At 60.5% G+C, this 13,255-nt stretch carries 15 protein-coding genes; 6 read left to right on the top strand and 9 right to left on the bottom strand.

The window, feature by feature from the left end:
* The first annotated feature begins 30 nt into the window (after positions 1 to 30).
* Complete coding sequence (yejK, locus tag GQX66_RS16345; protein ID WP_007957356.1) at positions 31 to 1,035, top strand: nucleoid-associated protein YejK; 1,005 nt, start codon at positions 31 to 33, stop codon at positions 1,033 to 1,035.
* On the top strand, positions 1,035 to 1,385 hold the full coding sequence (locus GQX66_RS16340; RefSeq protein WP_240870034.1) for a glutaredoxin family protein: 351 nt from the start codon (positions 1,035 to 1,037) through the stop codon (positions 1,383 to 1,385). Before yejK ends, GQX66_RS16340 begins: the two co-directional genes overlap by 1 nt.
* Before the next feature lie 31 nt (positions 1,386 to 1,416).
* Here the strand turns inward: GQX66_RS16340 and GQX66_RS16335 are convergent, their stop codons facing one another.
* The 5 genes from GQX66_RS16335 to GQX66_RS16315 form a co-directional block, all read right to left on the bottom strand.
* A complete protein-coding gene (locus tag GQX66_RS16335; RefSeq protein ID WP_240870029.1) occupies positions 1,417 to 2,352 on the bottom strand; it encodes a glutathione S-transferase family protein in 936 nt (311 codons plus the stop codon).
* An 84-nt stretch (positions 2,353 to 2,436) separates the two neighbouring features.
* Positions 2,437 to 2,739 carry a GIY-YIG nuclease family protein gene (locus GQX66_RS16330; RefSeq protein ID WP_102686917.1) on the bottom strand — a complete coding sequence of 101 codons (303 nt, stop codon included), beginning with the start codon at positions 2,737 to 2,739 and terminating at the stop codon, positions 2,437 to 2,439.
* 39 nt (positions 2,740 to 2,778) lie between these two features.
* Positions 2,779 to 3,252 (bottom strand): nuclear transport factor 2 family protein, encoded by a 474-nt coding sequence (locus GQX66_RS16325; RefSeq protein ID WP_085608154.1) that lies wholly within the window; start codon positions 3,250 to 3,252, stop codon positions 2,779 to 2,781.
* Between the two features lie 100 nt (positions 3,253 to 3,352).
* Positions 3,353 to 4,657, bottom strand: a complete 1,305-nt coding sequence (locus tag GQX66_RS16320) for a CynX/NimT family MFS transporter (protein WP_102686916.1) — start codon at positions 4,655 to 4,657, stop codon at positions 3,353 to 3,355.
* On the bottom strand, positions 4,647 to 5,306 hold the full coding sequence (locus tag GQX66_RS16315) for a FadR/GntR family transcriptional regulator (protein ID WP_007957343.1): 660 nt from the start codon (positions 5,304 to 5,306) through the stop codon (positions 4,647 to 4,649). The genes GQX66_RS16320 and GQX66_RS16315 overlap by 11 nt, the downstream gene beginning before the upstream one ends.
* Positions 5,307 to 5,472: 166 nt before the next feature.
* On the opposite strand from GQX66_RS16315, the gene GQX66_RS16310 reads away from it, so the two are divergent.
* The gene (locus GQX66_RS16310) at positions 5,473 to 5,784 is read left to right on the top strand and encodes a type II toxin-antitoxin system MqsR family toxin (protein WP_085746999.1); all 312 of its coding nucleotides are present in this window, start codon (positions 5,473 to 5,475) and stop codon (positions 5,782 to 5,784) included.
* Complete coding sequence (locus GQX66_RS16305) at positions 5,781 to 6,272, top strand: type II toxin-antitoxin system MqsA family antitoxin (RefSeq protein ID WP_085746998.1); 492 nt, start codon at positions 5,781 to 5,783, stop codon at positions 6,270 to 6,272. The genes GQX66_RS16310 and GQX66_RS16305 overlap by 4 nt, the downstream gene beginning before the upstream one ends.
* A 52-nt stretch (positions 6,273 to 6,324) precedes the next feature.
* On the opposite strand, the gene GQX66_RS16300 is transcribed toward GQX66_RS16305, so the two are convergent.
* The 4 genes from GQX66_RS16300 to GQX66_RS16285 form a co-directional block, all read right to left on the bottom strand.
* Positions 6,325 to 7,089: an amino acid ABC transporter ATP-binding protein gene (locus GQX66_RS16300; RefSeq protein WP_007957337.1), complete on the bottom strand. Its 765-nt coding sequence runs from the start codon at positions 7,087 to 7,089 to the stop codon at positions 6,325 to 6,327.
* A gap of 11 nt (positions 7,090 to 7,100) precedes the next feature.
* Positions 7,101 to 8,198 carry an amino acid ABC transporter permease gene (locus GQX66_RS16295; protein WP_102686915.1) on the bottom strand — a complete coding sequence of 366 codons (1,098 nt, stop codon included), beginning with the start codon at positions 8,196 to 8,198 and terminating at the stop codon, positions 7,101 to 7,103.
* Positions 8,199 to 8,208: 10 nt separating this feature from the next.
* A complete protein-coding gene (locus GQX66_RS16290; RefSeq protein WP_011332572.1) occupies positions 8,209 to 9,390 on the bottom strand; it encodes an amino acid ABC transporter permease in 1,182 nt (393 codons plus the stop codon).
* 65 nt (positions 9,391 to 9,455) lie between these two features.
* Positions 9,456 to 10,487 carry an amino acid ABC transporter substrate-binding protein gene (locus GQX66_RS16285; RefSeq protein ID WP_007957332.1) on the bottom strand — a complete coding sequence of 344 codons (1,032 nt, stop codon included), beginning with the start codon at positions 10,485 to 10,487 and terminating at the stop codon, positions 9,456 to 9,458.
* A 467-nt stretch (positions 10,488 to 10,954) separates the two neighbouring features.
* On the opposite strand from GQX66_RS16285, the gene GQX66_RS16280 reads away from it, so the two are divergent.
* Together GQX66_RS16280 and rhlB are read left to right on the top strand one after the other, a co-directional pair.
* A complete protein-coding gene (locus GQX66_RS16280; RefSeq protein WP_085690612.1) occupies positions 10,955 to 11,611 on the top strand; it encodes an alpha/beta fold hydrolase in 657 nt (218 codons plus the stop codon).
* Positions 11,612 to 11,707: 96 nt separating this feature from the next.
* Complete coding sequence (rhlB, locus tag GQX66_RS16275) at positions 11,708 to 13,186, top strand: ATP-dependent RNA helicase RhlB (RefSeq protein ID WP_240870027.1); 1,479 nt, start codon at positions 11,708 to 11,710, stop codon at positions 13,184 to 13,186.
* Positions 13,187 to 13,255 lie beyond the last annotated feature (69 nt).

Below are 13,255 nucleotides of genomic sequence, written 5' to 3'. Positions count from 1 at the left end.
CCCTCCTCCCTTCCACCAGCCGAGAAGCCTATGCCGATCCGTCATTGCATCGTCCATTTGATCGACAAAAAACCCGACGGCACACCCGCAGTCCTGCACGCCCGTGACTCCGAACTGGCTGAGTCCGCAGCCATCGAGAACATGCTCGCCGATCTCAACGAGAGCTATAACGCCAAACAGGGCAAAGCCTGGGGCCTGTTCCATCCGGAGTCCGGTGCGTTCCCGTTCAGCGGCTGGCTGAAGGAGTACATGGAAGGCGGCAAGGACTTCACCGCGTTCAGCAAAGTCGCGGTCGAACACCTGCAAAAGCTGATGGAAGAGTCGAACCTGTCGGTCGGCGGCCATGTGTTGTTCGCCCACTATCAACAAGGCATGACCGATTACCTGGCCATCGCCCTGCTGCACCACAGCGAAGGCGTGGCGGTGACCGATCAACTGGACGTGACCCCGTCGCGCCACCTCGACCTCGGTCAACTGCACCTGGCGGCGCGGATCAACGTTTCAGAGTGGCAGAACAACAAGCAGTCCAAGCAGTACATCTCGTTCATCAAGGGCAAGAACGGCAAGAAGGTTTCGGAGTACTTCCGCGACTTCATCGGCTGCCAGGAAGGCGTCGATGGCCCGGGCGAAACCCGCACCCTGCTCAAGGCCTTCAGCGACTTCGTCGAGAGCGAAGACCTGCCGGAAGATTCCGCCCGCGAGAAGACCAAGACCCTGGTCGACTACGCCAGCAGCCAGGCCAAGCTTGGCGAACCCATGGGCCTGGAAGAACTCTCGGAGCTGATCGACGAAGAGCGCCCGAAAGCCTTCTACGATCACATCCGCAACAAGGATTACGGCCTGTCGCCGGAGATTCCGGCGGATAAACGCACGCTCAACCAGTTCCGCCGCTTCACCGGTCGCGCCGAAGGCCTGTCGATCAGCTTCGAAGCCCACCTGCTGGGCTCGAAGATCGAATACGACGAAGAGGCCGGGACGCTGGTCATCAAAGGCCTGCCGACCTCGCTCACCGATCAGTTGAAGCGTCGCAACTGATGCTCGGCAATGTGCTGAAAAAGGTTCTGCTGGTTCTGCTGGTGGTCGTGGTCTATCAGAACTGGGGCAAGATCGAGCGGGTCTTCAACCCGTCGCAGATGGCGTCCGAGAAAGTCCGCGCCAACGCCCATGTCGTGCTGTACGCCACGGACTGGTGCGGCTACTGCAAGCAGACCAAGCGCTTTCTCGATCAGAAAGGCATTCCGTTCAAGGAATTCGATATCGAGAAGGATGCCGAGGCACGCAAGGTGTACGAAGCGCTGGGCGGGCGCGGGATCCCGCTGATCGACGTCAATGGCACGTTGATTCGCGGATTTGATCCGGACGAGATTCTCGCTGCACTGAAATGAACGAGGGAGCCAATCGGCTCCCTCAGTTGTTTCAGCGTTTCTCGATCCGGAAACCGAAACGCGGGAAGTGCACATGCACCAACCCGCCTCGCTCGTCTTCACGGCGCAGGATTAGCTCCTCGCGACCGGCAAACACCAGCTCACCGGCCACCGGATCTACACCGTAGTCTGTCGCTGCGACCAGCACCTGCTGACCTGCCACGAACCCGTTCGGATCAGTGAACTCTTCGCCCGGCAACGCCGCCGGCGTCGAGCTGCGCGCGATCTCCAGTGCCTCCTCCGAGCTCATCTCGCTGGCCGCGCCATGGCCGAAGCCGAGCACACGCCCCAGCCACGCCGACACTGCCGGGTAAGCATCCACCAACGGTGCCGTCACGTGCGTGGCCTTGAGGAACCACAGCGGATGGGCCATGGCGAAGTCGGCAATCGACGGCTCGCCGAACAGGAAGTCACCGTCTTCGCGCTGCAACTGTTGCTCCAGACGCGCCATGAGTGTCGGCCAATTGTGCTTGGCCTGCTCCGCTGAAAGCCTGGTTGCGCTGCCACCACTGAACAGTCCGGCCCGATCGGCAAGGAACGCCTTGATCGCTTCCGGCGGCAATTTGCCGAAACGCACTGCCACCGATTCCGGCTGGAACACCAGGCTCACCGCGTGCTGGAACACCACCGAATCGGCCCAGGCGGCAAAACTGGCGGCAATCATTTCCTGACCTTCCGGGAAGAACGAAGGCTGAGCCTTCTCCTGCTCGAGGCGGCGGGCGATCAGCGCGGTGTCGCAATAGATGTCGGCGCCGATCTGCAGCACCGGAGTCTTGCGGTAGCCACCTGTCAGGGCGGTCAGGTCCGGTTTCGGCATCACCGGCGAGATGTGCACCGAGCGCCAGGACAGGCCCTTGAAACCCAACAGCAGCCGGGCCTTTTCGGCGAATGGAGAGGTCGGGTAATGATGCAGAATCAACTCGGACATGCTCGGCTCCGCCGCACAGAAAGTGAGCCAGCAGCTTAGCGCGCAATTCGTTCGCAGCCTACGGATCCGGCTGATGGGAACTGATCAGTCAGGTTGATAAGACGCCACCAGACATTCCTTCGCACTCTTCCTGAGCTTCTTGATCAACCGCTCCTGGCGCAACGCGTCACCCTTGTCGCGGCAACGCTCGGTGTAGACCAGCGCCATCGCCGGGCTTGAGAGAAAGAACCGTGCGCCCTTGCCGCTCTGGTGCTTGGCGAAACGGCGTACGGGATCATCGCTGATCCCGCAGTACAGCGAACCGTTGGCGGCGCGTACGAGGTAGACGAACCAGGACTTGCTCACTGGAACGTCAGCATCGAGAGGATTTTCGCTGAGGCTGGTCACGGGAAAATTCAGGCGTAAGGAAAACAGGCCGCGATCTTATCAGCGACTCGCCTGAAATGCCTTCAGCCCTTTCAGCGCCTGGGCGCGGACGGCGTTGCGCACCAGCGGCGTCCAGCCCAGTAGCAGACCTTTGAAGCCCAGCGCCTGGCGGGACCAGCGCCACAGATCGAAGTGGTCGTGGTGTTCGCAGATCTTGCCGTCACGGAAGACGAAACGTGCCTGGATGTCGTTGATGACGATGTTGCCGGTCTGGCTGAACAGGTACGTCGCTACCCAGTGGGCGCCGCCGCTGCGCTCGTCGGCGCGGACGTTGTCGAAGGTCAGGGAGAAGTCCTTGGCGCGGGTAGTGAGCATGCGCCACATGTCGCCGGCATCGCGGCCGCGCAACTCGCCGAAGGCCGGATCGCTGAACACTACGTCGTCGGTGTAGCAGGCGGCCATGGCCTCGGCGTCGAGGCGCTGGAAAGCCTGGTAGAAACGGGTGATCAGGGCGCTGTGGGCTTCTTCACTCATGGGCAATCTCCAGGAAAGGTACAGATTGCCAGCACGATAATCCGCAAACGCCCGAAACACTATCGGCATTCGCATTCCGAATACCGACAGTGTGTGCGTATCAGACCTTTTCGCTGACCACCTGCACGTACAACGCACGTCCGGCACCGAGGCCGGCGAGGATTGCCCCGGCACCGATAATGCCGAAGATCCAGCCCACGGCGTTCCAGCCTCCGGTCCAGTCATGCACCACGCCGACCGCGAACGGCCCCATGGATGCGAGGGTGTAGCCGAAGCCCTGGGACATGCTCGACAGGTTCGCCGCGACATGGGAATCCCGTGAGCGAAGCACGATCAGGGTCAGCGCCAGGCTGAACGTACCGCCCTGCCCCAGGCCCAGCAGGATCGCCCAGCCCCACAACCCTTCGATCGGCGCATAGAGGCAACCGAACAGACCGCCGAGGGTCAGCGCCATCACCACCACGATCGCCAGCCGCTGATCCTTGCCGCGCGTGGCCAGCCACGGTGCCGCCAGGGAGCTGGCGAGCTGGATGATCACCGAACCGGACAGCACCAGGCCGGCCTGGGTCGGCGTCAGCCCGCGACCGATAAGGATCGACGGCAACCAGCCGAACACGATGTAGGCCAGCGACGATTGCAGGCCCATGTACAAGGTCACCTGCCAGGCCAGCGGATCACGCAACAGACCACGCACTCGATACGCGACATTGTGCGCGCCGTGCTTCTGGCCGATTTGCGGCAGCCAGAACACTGCCGCCACCAGCGCCGGAATCACCCAGAAACCCAGGCCCATGGCCCAGCTGTGGTCGAAGTGCTCGCTCAGCGGCACGCTGGAGCCCGCCGCCATCGCCGCGCCCAGACACAGAGCCATGGTGTAGACACCGGTCATGGTGCCGGCATGCTTGGCGAAGTCACGCTTGACGATGCCCGGCAGCAACACGCCGATGATGCCGATGCTCGCGCCGCCCAGCACGCTGCCGGCGAACAGACCGATTTCACCGAAATTGCTGCGCAGGATGATGCCGCCGGCCAGTGTCAGAAGAATTCCCAAGACCACCCGCTCGGCACCGAAACGCCGCGCAAGTATCGGGGCCAGCGGAGCGAACAGACCGAGGCAAAGCACCGGCAACGTCGTCAATAAACCCGCTTGAGCGGCGGACAAACCGAGGCTTTTCGACACCTCACTGAGCAACGGCGCCATGCTCGACAGCGCCGGACGAAGGTTCAACGCCACCAGAATCAGCCCCAGCAGCAACAGCCACGGACGCCGTACCAGCGGATGGCTTTGCTGCACCTGCTCGTCATCGGCTTCGGCGTCGATCAACAACTCTTCGAGCTCGGCCTTGCGAACGGGTGCTGGGGAAACCTCTGGGCGGGACATGGTTTTCTCGGTTTCAAGGTTCATTGATCAACTGCCTCGACAGGGCTTTGGCCCGCTCCGGATCGCGCTGCTCGACAGCCTCAAGCAAGGCGACGTGCAAATCGAAGACTTCCTGTCGACGGGGGACGATGTTCAGGGTCTGGCGCAATTGCGCGCCGACGATGCTGGAAAAATAGCGATACAACTCGCTGAGGGTCGGGTTGTGCGCGGCATCCACCAAACGACGGTGAAACACCAGGTCGCAGCGGATGTAACTGTCGAGGTCGCCGTGATAGTGACTGCCGGCGACACCCAGCGCCTCACGCAGTGCGACGAGGTCTTCATCGGTCCGGCGCAAGGCCGCCAGGCCGATGGCCTCGACTTCAAGGATGTGCCGGGTTTCCCGGGCCTGGTCCAGCGAGCATTTGGACAGCGCCTTGAGCGTGTCCATCGGATCGACCACCGCCCGCAGGTAACTGCCGTCGCCCTGACGGATTTCGATCAAACCGGAAAACGCCAACACCCGCATCGCCTCGCGCACGGTGTTGCGGCTGATGCCGAGCTCGGCACACAACTCGGGCTCGGTCGGCAAACGCTGACCGACCTGCCACGTGCCATCGGTGATGCGCTGGCGCAATTGATCCAGGGCCTGATCGACCAGGGATCGCTTAATAAGTGGAGAAATGTCTGACATTGGATTCGCCCTTTCATCCAATCATGGGATGAATTTTCTGACATGTTAGTCAGCTCCTTGTAGGACAGCAACCACCTAGGGTCAGAGAGGGGCAAATGGAGCGGGATTTTCGATTGGTCAAAATTACCCTTTAAGGGTAATTTCAGGGACAGGGTTTTGGTTTCTTATGGAAAAGTACACACCCCATTACGACTTGGTGGTGATCAAGGCTGAGGTCAGGCGACGGGGAAGACAGGCATTCACCAAGAGCGCAGAAAAAACCGGACTGGATCTCGGCTTCAGCATCATAGAGATGCAAGAAATCGTTTTCGAACTGCAGAACAGGATGTTGTACAAGTCGATGACCACCTATGACGATCATCGAGTCTGGCAAGACGTTTATCACACGCACTCACACGATCTGGAGATTTACATCAAGGTGACATACCGCCCCGAAGGTGGCCCACCGGTAATCTCCTTCAAGGAGAAAAACCAATGAAAACCCGGCAATGTTTCAGCTGCGGTGCACGTGAGGGAATGACACATTTCGAAGGCCGCGGCGAAACCATCAGTGTCAAAGGCATGGAACGTCGTATCGATGACCTTGCTGGCTGGGAATGTCGCAAATGCGGTGAGGTCGAGTGGGACGCCGATACCGATAGTGCAGAACGCTACACGCAAGCCGGTGATGATCTGGTGATTGCTGCCCGACAAATGATCGGTAACGAGATGAAGCGCATCCGGCGCAAATTGCACCTGACGCAAAAAGAAACGGTGCAACTGCTGTCTGGTGGCGGACACAACGCATTTTCCCGCTATGAGCGCGGCGAAGTGCTTCCGCCGAAGGCATTGGTGCTGCTGATGCGCCTGCTCGATCGCTATCCGCACTTGCTCGCCGATGCGAAAGCCCTGGGTGAAGGGGCGGATCTGAGGAACGCCTTCAAGTATACCGAGCACAAAGAACACGAAACCCTCACCGCCTCCTGACCCACAAAAAACAAACCCGGCACAAGGCCGGGTTTATTTTATTCATCAGATCTCAATGCAGAATCTGACTCAGGAACAGCTTCGTCCGATCATTCTGCGGATTGTCGAAGAAGTCGTTCGGCGCCGCCTGTTCAACGATTTCGCCCTTGTCCATGAAGATCACGCGGTTGGCCACGGTGCGAGCGAAGCCCATTTCGTGGGTTACGCAGAGCATGGTCATGCCGTCTTCGGCCAGGCCGATCATGGTGTCGAGCACCTCTTTCACCATCTCCGGGTCGAGTGCCGAGGTCGGTTCGTCGAACAGCATGATTTTCGGTTTCATGCACAGCGCGCGGGCGATCGCCACACGCTGTTGCTGACCGCCGGACAGTTGCCCCGGGTACTTGTGCGCCTGTTCCGGAATGCGTACGCGTTCCAGGTAATGCATGGCGATTTCCTCGGCCTTGCGCTTGGGCATCTTGCGCACCCACATCGGCGCCAGGGTGCAGTTCTGCAGGATGGTCAGGTGCGGAAACAGGTTGAAGTGCTGAAATACCATGCCGACTTCACGGCGAATCGCTTCGATCTGCTTGAGGTCGTTGGTCAGTTCCACGCCATCGACCACGATGCGGCCCTGCTGGTGCTCTTCCAGACGGTTGAGGCAGCGGATGGTGGTGGACTTGCCGGAACCCGACGGGCCGCACAGCACGATACGCTCGCCCTGACGCACGTTGAGGTTGATGTCTTTCAGCACGTGGAACTGGCCGTACCACTTGTTCACGCCCTGCATCTGAATGATGCCTTCAGGGCCCACTGGCTTTTTGATTGCTTCGCTCATCGAAAAAACTCCTAACGCTTGTGGCCAGTGTCGAGCTTGCGTTCCAGGTGCATGGAATAGCGCGACATGCCAAAACAGAAAATCCAGAACACCAGGGCGGCGAACACGTAGCCTTCGGTGGCCATGCCCAGCCATTTCGGATCGGCAGCGGCTTGCTTGACGCTGTTGAGCAGGTCAAAGAGGCCGATGATGATCACCAGGCTGGTGTCCTTGAACAGCGCGATGAAGGTGTTGACGATGCCGGGAATCACCAGCTTCAGGGCTTGCGGCAGAATCACCAGGCCCATGGCGCGCCAGTAACCGAGGCCCATCGCGGCCGCGGCTTCGTACTGACCTTTGGGGATCGCTTGCAGACCGCCGCGCACCACCTCGGCGACGTACGCCGACTGGAACAGGATCACGCCGATCAGCGCCCGCAGCAGCTTGTCGAAGTTCATGCCTTCGGGCAGGAACAGCGGCAGCATCACCGAGGACATGAACAGCACCGTGATCAACGGCACGCCGCGCCAGAACTCGATGAAGGTCACGCAGACCACTCGGATCGCCGGCATGTTCGAGCGCCGGCCCAGCGCCAGGACAATCCCCAGCGGCAACGCACCGGCGATGCCGACAGTGGCGATCACCAGGGTCAGCATCAGACCGCCCCACTGGCTGGTCGCCACGGTGTCGAGGCCGAAGACGCCGCCATGCAGCAGGCACCAGGCAACGATCGGGTAGACCACCAAAAAGCTCAGGCCGTATACCGCCTTGTGCGCCACGCGCTTGATGAACAGCGGCGCCACGCCGATGACCGCCAGCCACACGGTCAGGTCCACGCGCCAGCGCAGTTCAGGCGGGTAGTAGCCGTACATGAACTGGCCGAAACGCTGCTGGATGAAGACCCAGCAGGCGCCGTCCTTGGTGCAGTCGGCGCGGGTGGTGCCGACCCAGTTGGCATCGAGGATCGCCCAGCTGAGGATCGGCGGAATCACCAGGTAGATCAGGTAGAACGCGAACAGGGTCAGCAGGGTGTTGAGCCAGCTGGAGAACATGTTCGCGCGGATCCACGCCATCGGGCCGAAGACCTTGGCCGGCGGTGGCATGTCGGGTTTGAAAGTATGAGTACTCATGCGCTATTCCTTACCGCTCGATCAGCGCGATGCGCTTGTTGTACCAGTTCATCAGCAGGGAAATGCTGATACTGATCGCCAGGTACACGCTCATGGTGATGGCAATGACTTCGATCGCCTGACCGGTCTGGTTCAGCACGGTGCCGGCGAACAGCGAAACCATTTCCGGATAACCGATACCGGCCGCCAGCGAGGAGTTCTTCGCCAGGTTCAGGTATTGGCTGGTCAGCGGCGGGATGATGACCCGCAGCGCTTGCGGAATGATCACCTTGCGCAGGGTCGGGCCGTTGCGCAATCCGAGCGAATGCGCCGCCTCGGTCTGGCCGTGGCTGACCGACTTGATGCCCGAACGCACGATCTCGGCGATGAACGCCGCGGTGTACACCGTCAGCGCCAGGGTCAAGGCCAGCAATTCCGGAATCAGCACCCAGCCACCGACGAAGTTGAAGCCTTGCAGCTTCGGCATTTCCCAGTGCACAGGTGCACCGAAGATCAGCGCGCACAGCGCTGGGATCACCAGGAACAACGCCAGGCCTGCCCAGAACTTGTGGAACGGCTCGCCGGTGGCTTCAAAGCGCTTGTTGGCCCAGCGGCTCATCAGCACGATGGCGACGATGGCCACCACGATGCTGACCACGAACGCCCAGAAGCCGTCGGCCATTTGCGCGGCCGGCATGTTCAGGCCACGGCTGCTGACGAAGAAGGTATCGCCGAAGTTGTGGCTATTGCGCGGCCCCGGCATGGTCAGGAACACCGCGAAGTACCAGAACAGGATCTGCAGCAGTGGCGGGATGTTACGGAAAACCTCCACGTACACCGTTGCCAGTTTGGAAATGATCCAGTTCTTCGACAGGCGCGCGACGCCGACGATGAAGCCGAGGATCGTGGCCAGGATCACACCGATGAACGTCACCAGCAGCGTGTTGAGCAGGCCGATGACAAACACCCGGGCATAACTGTCCGCTTCGGTGTAGGAGATCAGGTGTTGAGCGATGCCGAACCCGGCACTGCGCTCCAGAAAGTCGAACCCCGAAGTGATACCCCGGTGTTGCAGGTTGGTCTGGGTGTTATCGAACAGATACCAGCCCAGGGAGACCACCGCCACGATGGTGATGATCTGAAATACCCACGCACGCACTCGTGGATCGCTGAGGCTGAGCCTCTGCTTTGGTGCGCCGATTGAATTTTGCATGAAGTGCCCCGGAAATAATGGAACAGAACGTCACCCGGCAGTTGGCCTGCCGGGTGACAGAACCATCAGCGCACTGGTGGTGCGTATTGAATGCCGCCGTTGTTCCACAGCGCGTTCAGGCCGCGGTCGATTTCCAGCGGAGTGCTCTTGCCGAGGTTTTTCTCGAAGATTTCGCCGTAGTTGCCGACTTGCTTGACGATCTGTACGACCCAGTCCTTCGGCAGTTTCAGGTCTTTGCCGTATTCGCCGTCTGCGCCGAGCATACGAGCGACATCCGGGTTCTTGGTGGCTTTGGCTTCCGCTTCGACGTTCTTCGAAGAGATGCCCGCTTCTTCGGTGTTCAGCAGCGCGTAGCCAACCCAACGCACGATGGCCAGCCACTCGTCGTCGCCGTTACGCACGACCGGGCCCAGGGGTTCCTTGGAAATGGTTTCCGGCAGAACCACGTAGTCCTTCGGCGAAGCCAGCTTGCTGCGCTGGGCGAACAGCTGGGACTTGTCGGAGGTCAGCACGTCGCAACGACCGGATTCCAGCGACTTGGCGCTTTCATCGGAGGTGTCGAAAGTGATCGGGGTGTATTTCAGACCGTTGCCGCGGAAGTAGTCGGAAACGTTCAGCTCGGTGGTAGTACCGGCCTGGATGCAGATGGTTGCACCGTCCAGCTCTTTGGCACTCTTCACGCCCAGCTTGTTGTTTACCAGGAAGCCGATGCCGTCGTAGTAGGTAATGAAGCCCGGGAATTTCAGGCCCATGCCCGCGTCACGGGAGCTGGTCATGGTGGTGTTGCGCGACAGGATGTCGATCTCGCCCGACTGCAGCGCGGTGAAACGCTCCTTGGCGTTCAACTGACTGAACTTGACCTTGGTCGCGTCGCCGAACACGGCAGCCGCCACAGCGCGGCAGACGTCAGCATCGATACCCACGATCTTGCCGGTGGAATCCGGAACCGAGAAGCCTGGCAAGCCATCACTGACGCCGCACTGCACGAATCCTTTCTTCTTCACTGCATCCAGGGTTGCACCCGCCTGAGCGAACCCGCTGACACCCAGTACTGCAGCAGCAGTCACGATCGCCAGAGTGGATTTCAACATCTTCATTCAAACCTCCAGTTTTGCTCTTGTTGTGTCGGAGCTTGAGTCCAGTCGCACCCTTTTGAGGCGTTGTTGACCCGTGTTGGCTTTTTTTGGGGTCAACCGACGCAGGACCTTCGCTATGAGTCTAGTAGGAGAAAATCCACATCATGGACAACTCACTTCTCACCAGTCGGCCGAACGGGCGGTAGCCCTTTCACGTTCGCTAAGCCCGTTGCGGCCATTGGCGAACATCCATCACCGGATTCTTTGCTATCCCGTCGCCAGGCGTTCACTGATAGTGTTACCGCCAGGCGCGAGATCGATTGCACGACTACCTCATAGCAAAGCCCGTACCACACCGGCAGCTGAAGCGGTTGAGTGACAGGTCAATAGCAAAACTTGCAGCCTTGCGACATCTTCTTAACGGATCAACCGGGCGCGCACGCAAATCACGCACTCAATGAGAGCGCCCGCACACAATTGGAGCAGCCATGACCGAGCCCTTGATTCTTCAGCCTGTTAAGCCCGCAGACGCCTGCGTGATCTGGCTGCACGGCCTCGGCGCCGACCGCTACGACTTTCTGCCGGTGGCCGAAGCGCTTCAGGAAAGCCTGCTGAGCACGCGTTTCGTCCTGCCCCAGGCGCCGACCCGTCCGGTGACAATAAATGGCGGATATGCCATGCCGAGCTGGTACGACATCAAAGCCATGAGCCCGGCCCGGGCAATCGACCGCGATGAGCTGGAAGCGTCCGCCGACCGCATCATCGAATTGATCGAAGAACAGCGAAGCAGCGGAATAGACGCCTCGCGGATTTTCCTCGCCGGGTTCTCCCAGGGTGGCGCTGTGGTCTATCACACCGCGTTTCTGAAATGGCAGGGGCCGTTGGGCGGGGTGCTGGCATTATCGACATACGCGCCGACGTTCAGCGATGAACTGGAGTTGTCCGCCAGCCAGCAGCGGATTCCGGTGCTGTCGCTGCACGGCCAGTTCGACAACGTGGTGCAGAACTCGATGGGACGCACGGCTTATGAGTATCTCAAGGCCCATGGTGTCACCGTGACATGGCAGGAATACCCAATGGAGCACGAAGTGTTACCCGAAGAAATTCGCGACATCGGCACATGGTTGAGCGAACGCCTGCGCTGACAATTGCGACAGGGGTCGCCCTTTGATCATCCCACTACGCCGCGCCCGTTTCTTGCATTACACTGGCCGGCGTACATTCCTTAACCAATTGATGAGATGACCGTGCTCAAAGCACTCAAGAAAATGTTCGGTAAATGCGAGGCTGAGCAGCTCGCGCCAGTCCCCACTGCGCCGTCGCACGCCCCCGGTCATCGCAGCGATGCCAGCCAGGCCGACCGCCAGACGCCCGCCACGACGCCCAAACGCGAACCGAAACCCGCTCCAGCTGCCGTGCCCGCCACCGAGCCAGCCCGCAGCGAAGCACCAAAACCGGCCAGACCACGTCGCGAACCCAAGCCCAAGGCGCCGGTAATTCCCTGGAAACTCGAAGACTTCGTCGTCGAGCCCCAGGAAGGCAAGACCCGCTTCCACGATTTCAAGCTCGCCCCGGAACTGATGCACGCCATCCACGACCTGGGTTTCCCGTATTGCACGCCGATCCAGGCTCAGGTGCTGGGTTACACCCTCGCCGGCAAAGACGCCATCGGCCGCGCCCAGACCGGCACCGGCAAGACCGCCGCGTTCCTGATCTCGATCATCACCCAGCTGTTGCAGACCCCGCCGCCGAAAGAGCGCTACATGGGCGAGCCACGGGCGCTGATCATCGCGCCGACCCGCGAGCTGGTGGTGCAGATCGCCAAGGACGCCGCCGACCTGACCAAGTACACCGGCCTCAACGTCATGACGTTCGTCGGCGGCATGGACTTCGACAAGCAGCTCAAGCACCTCGAAGCGCGCCATTGCGACATCCTCGTCGCGACCCCGGGCCGCCTGCTCGACTTCAACCAGCGCGGTGACGTACATCTGGACATGGTCGAAGTGATGGTGCTCGACGAAGCCGACCGCATGCTCGACATGGGCTTCATCCCGCAGGTTCGTCAGATCATTCGCCAGACCCCGCCGAAAAGCGAACGTCAGACCCTGCTGTTCTCCGCGACCTTCACCGATGACGTGATGAACCTCGCCAAGCAGTGGACCACCGATCCTGCGATTGTCGAAATCGAGGTCACCAACGTGGCCAACGAAAACGTCGAACAGCACATCTACGCGGTGGCCGGTGCCGACAAATACAAACTGCTCTTCAACCTGGTCAACGACAACGGTTGGGAGCGGGTGATCGTGTTCGCCAACCGCAAGGACGAAGTGCGCCGTATCGAGGAACGCCTGGTGCGTGACGGCATCAACGCCGCGCAGCTGTCCGGCGACGTGCCGCAGCACAAGCGGATCAAGACGCTCGAAGGCTTCCGCGAAGGCAAGATCCGGGTACTGGTCGCCACCGACGTGGCCGGTCGCGGTATCCACATCGACGGCATCAGCCACGTGATCAACTTCACCCTACCGGAAGTCCCGGACGACTACGTGCACCGCATCGGTCGTACCGGTCGTGCTGGCGCCGACGGTGTGTCGATCAGCTTTGCCGGTGAAGACGACTCCTATCAGTTGCCGTCCATCGAAGAAAAACTCGGTCGCAAGATCAGCTGTGAAACGCCGCCGACCCATCTGTTGCGGGCGGTTGAGCGCAAGCGTCCACAGTAAGCGACGCCATAAAGAGAAGCGCAGCCGGCAACGGACTGCGCTTTTTTTTCACCCGGATATTGTTCAACA

It is taken from the genome of Pseudomonas sp. B707 (assembly GCF_022496685.1).
GTDB classification, from domain to species: Bacteria; Pseudomonadota; Gammaproteobacteria; order Pseudomonadales; family Pseudomonadaceae; genus Aquipseudomonas; species Aquipseudomonas paraglycinae.
This window is presented reverse-complemented; position numbering and strand designations above follow the sequence as displayed.

Bases quoted from the DNA above. Each gene is read 5' to 3' on its own strand.
- yejK (WP_007957356.1), top strand. From the start codon at position 31: ATGCCGATCCGTCATTGCATCGTCCATTTGATCGACAAAAAACCCGAC.
- GQX66_RS16340 (WP_240870034.1), top strand. From the start codon at position 1,035: ATGCTCGGCAATGTGCTGAAAAAGGTTCTGCTGGTTCTGCTGGTGGTC.
- GQX66_RS16335 (WP_240870029.1), bottom strand. From the start codon at position 2,352: ATGTCCGAGTTGATTCTGCATCATTACCCGACCTCTCCATTCGCCGAA.
- GQX66_RS16325 (WP_085608154.1), bottom strand. From the start codon at position 3,252: ATGAGTGAAGAAGCCCACAGCGCCCTGATCACCCGTTTCTACCAGGCT.
- GQX66_RS16320 (WP_102686916.1), bottom strand. From the start codon at position 4,657: ATGAACCTTGAAACCGAGAAAACCATGTCCCGCCCAGAGGTTTCCCCA.
- GQX66_RS16315 (WP_007957343.1), bottom strand. From the start codon at position 5,306: ATGTCAGACATTTCTCCACTTATTAAGCGATCCCTGGTCGATCAGGCC.
- GQX66_RS16310 (WP_085746999.1), top strand. From the start codon at position 5,473: ATGGAAAAGTACACACCCCATTACGACTTGGTGGTGATCAAGGCTGAG.
- GQX66_RS16305 (WP_085746998.1), top strand. From the start codon at position 5,781: ATGAAAACCCGGCAATGTTTCAGCTGCGGTGCACGTGAGGGAATGACA.
- GQX66_RS16300 (WP_007957337.1), bottom strand. From the start codon at position 7,089: ATGAGCGAAGCAATCAAAAAGCCAGTGGGCCCTGAAGGCATCATTCAG.
- GQX66_RS16295 (WP_102686915.1), bottom strand. From the start codon at position 8,198: ATGAGTACTCATACTTTCAAACCCGACATGCCACCGCCGGCCAAGGTC.
- GQX66_RS16290 (WP_011332572.1), bottom strand. From the start codon at position 9,390: ATGCAAAATTCAATCGGCGCACCAAAGCAGAGGCTCAGCCTCAGCGAT.
- GQX66_RS16285 (WP_007957332.1), bottom strand. From the start codon at position 10,487: ATGAAGATGTTGAAATCCACTCTGGCGATCGTGACTGCTGCTGCAGTA.
- GQX66_RS16280 (WP_085690612.1), top strand. From the start codon at position 10,955: ATGACCGAGCCCTTGATTCTTCAGCCTGTTAAGCCCGCAGACGCCTGC.
- rhlB (WP_240870027.1), top strand. From the start codon at position 11,708: ATGACCGTGCTCAAAGCACTCAAGAAAATGTTCGGTAAATGCGAGGCT.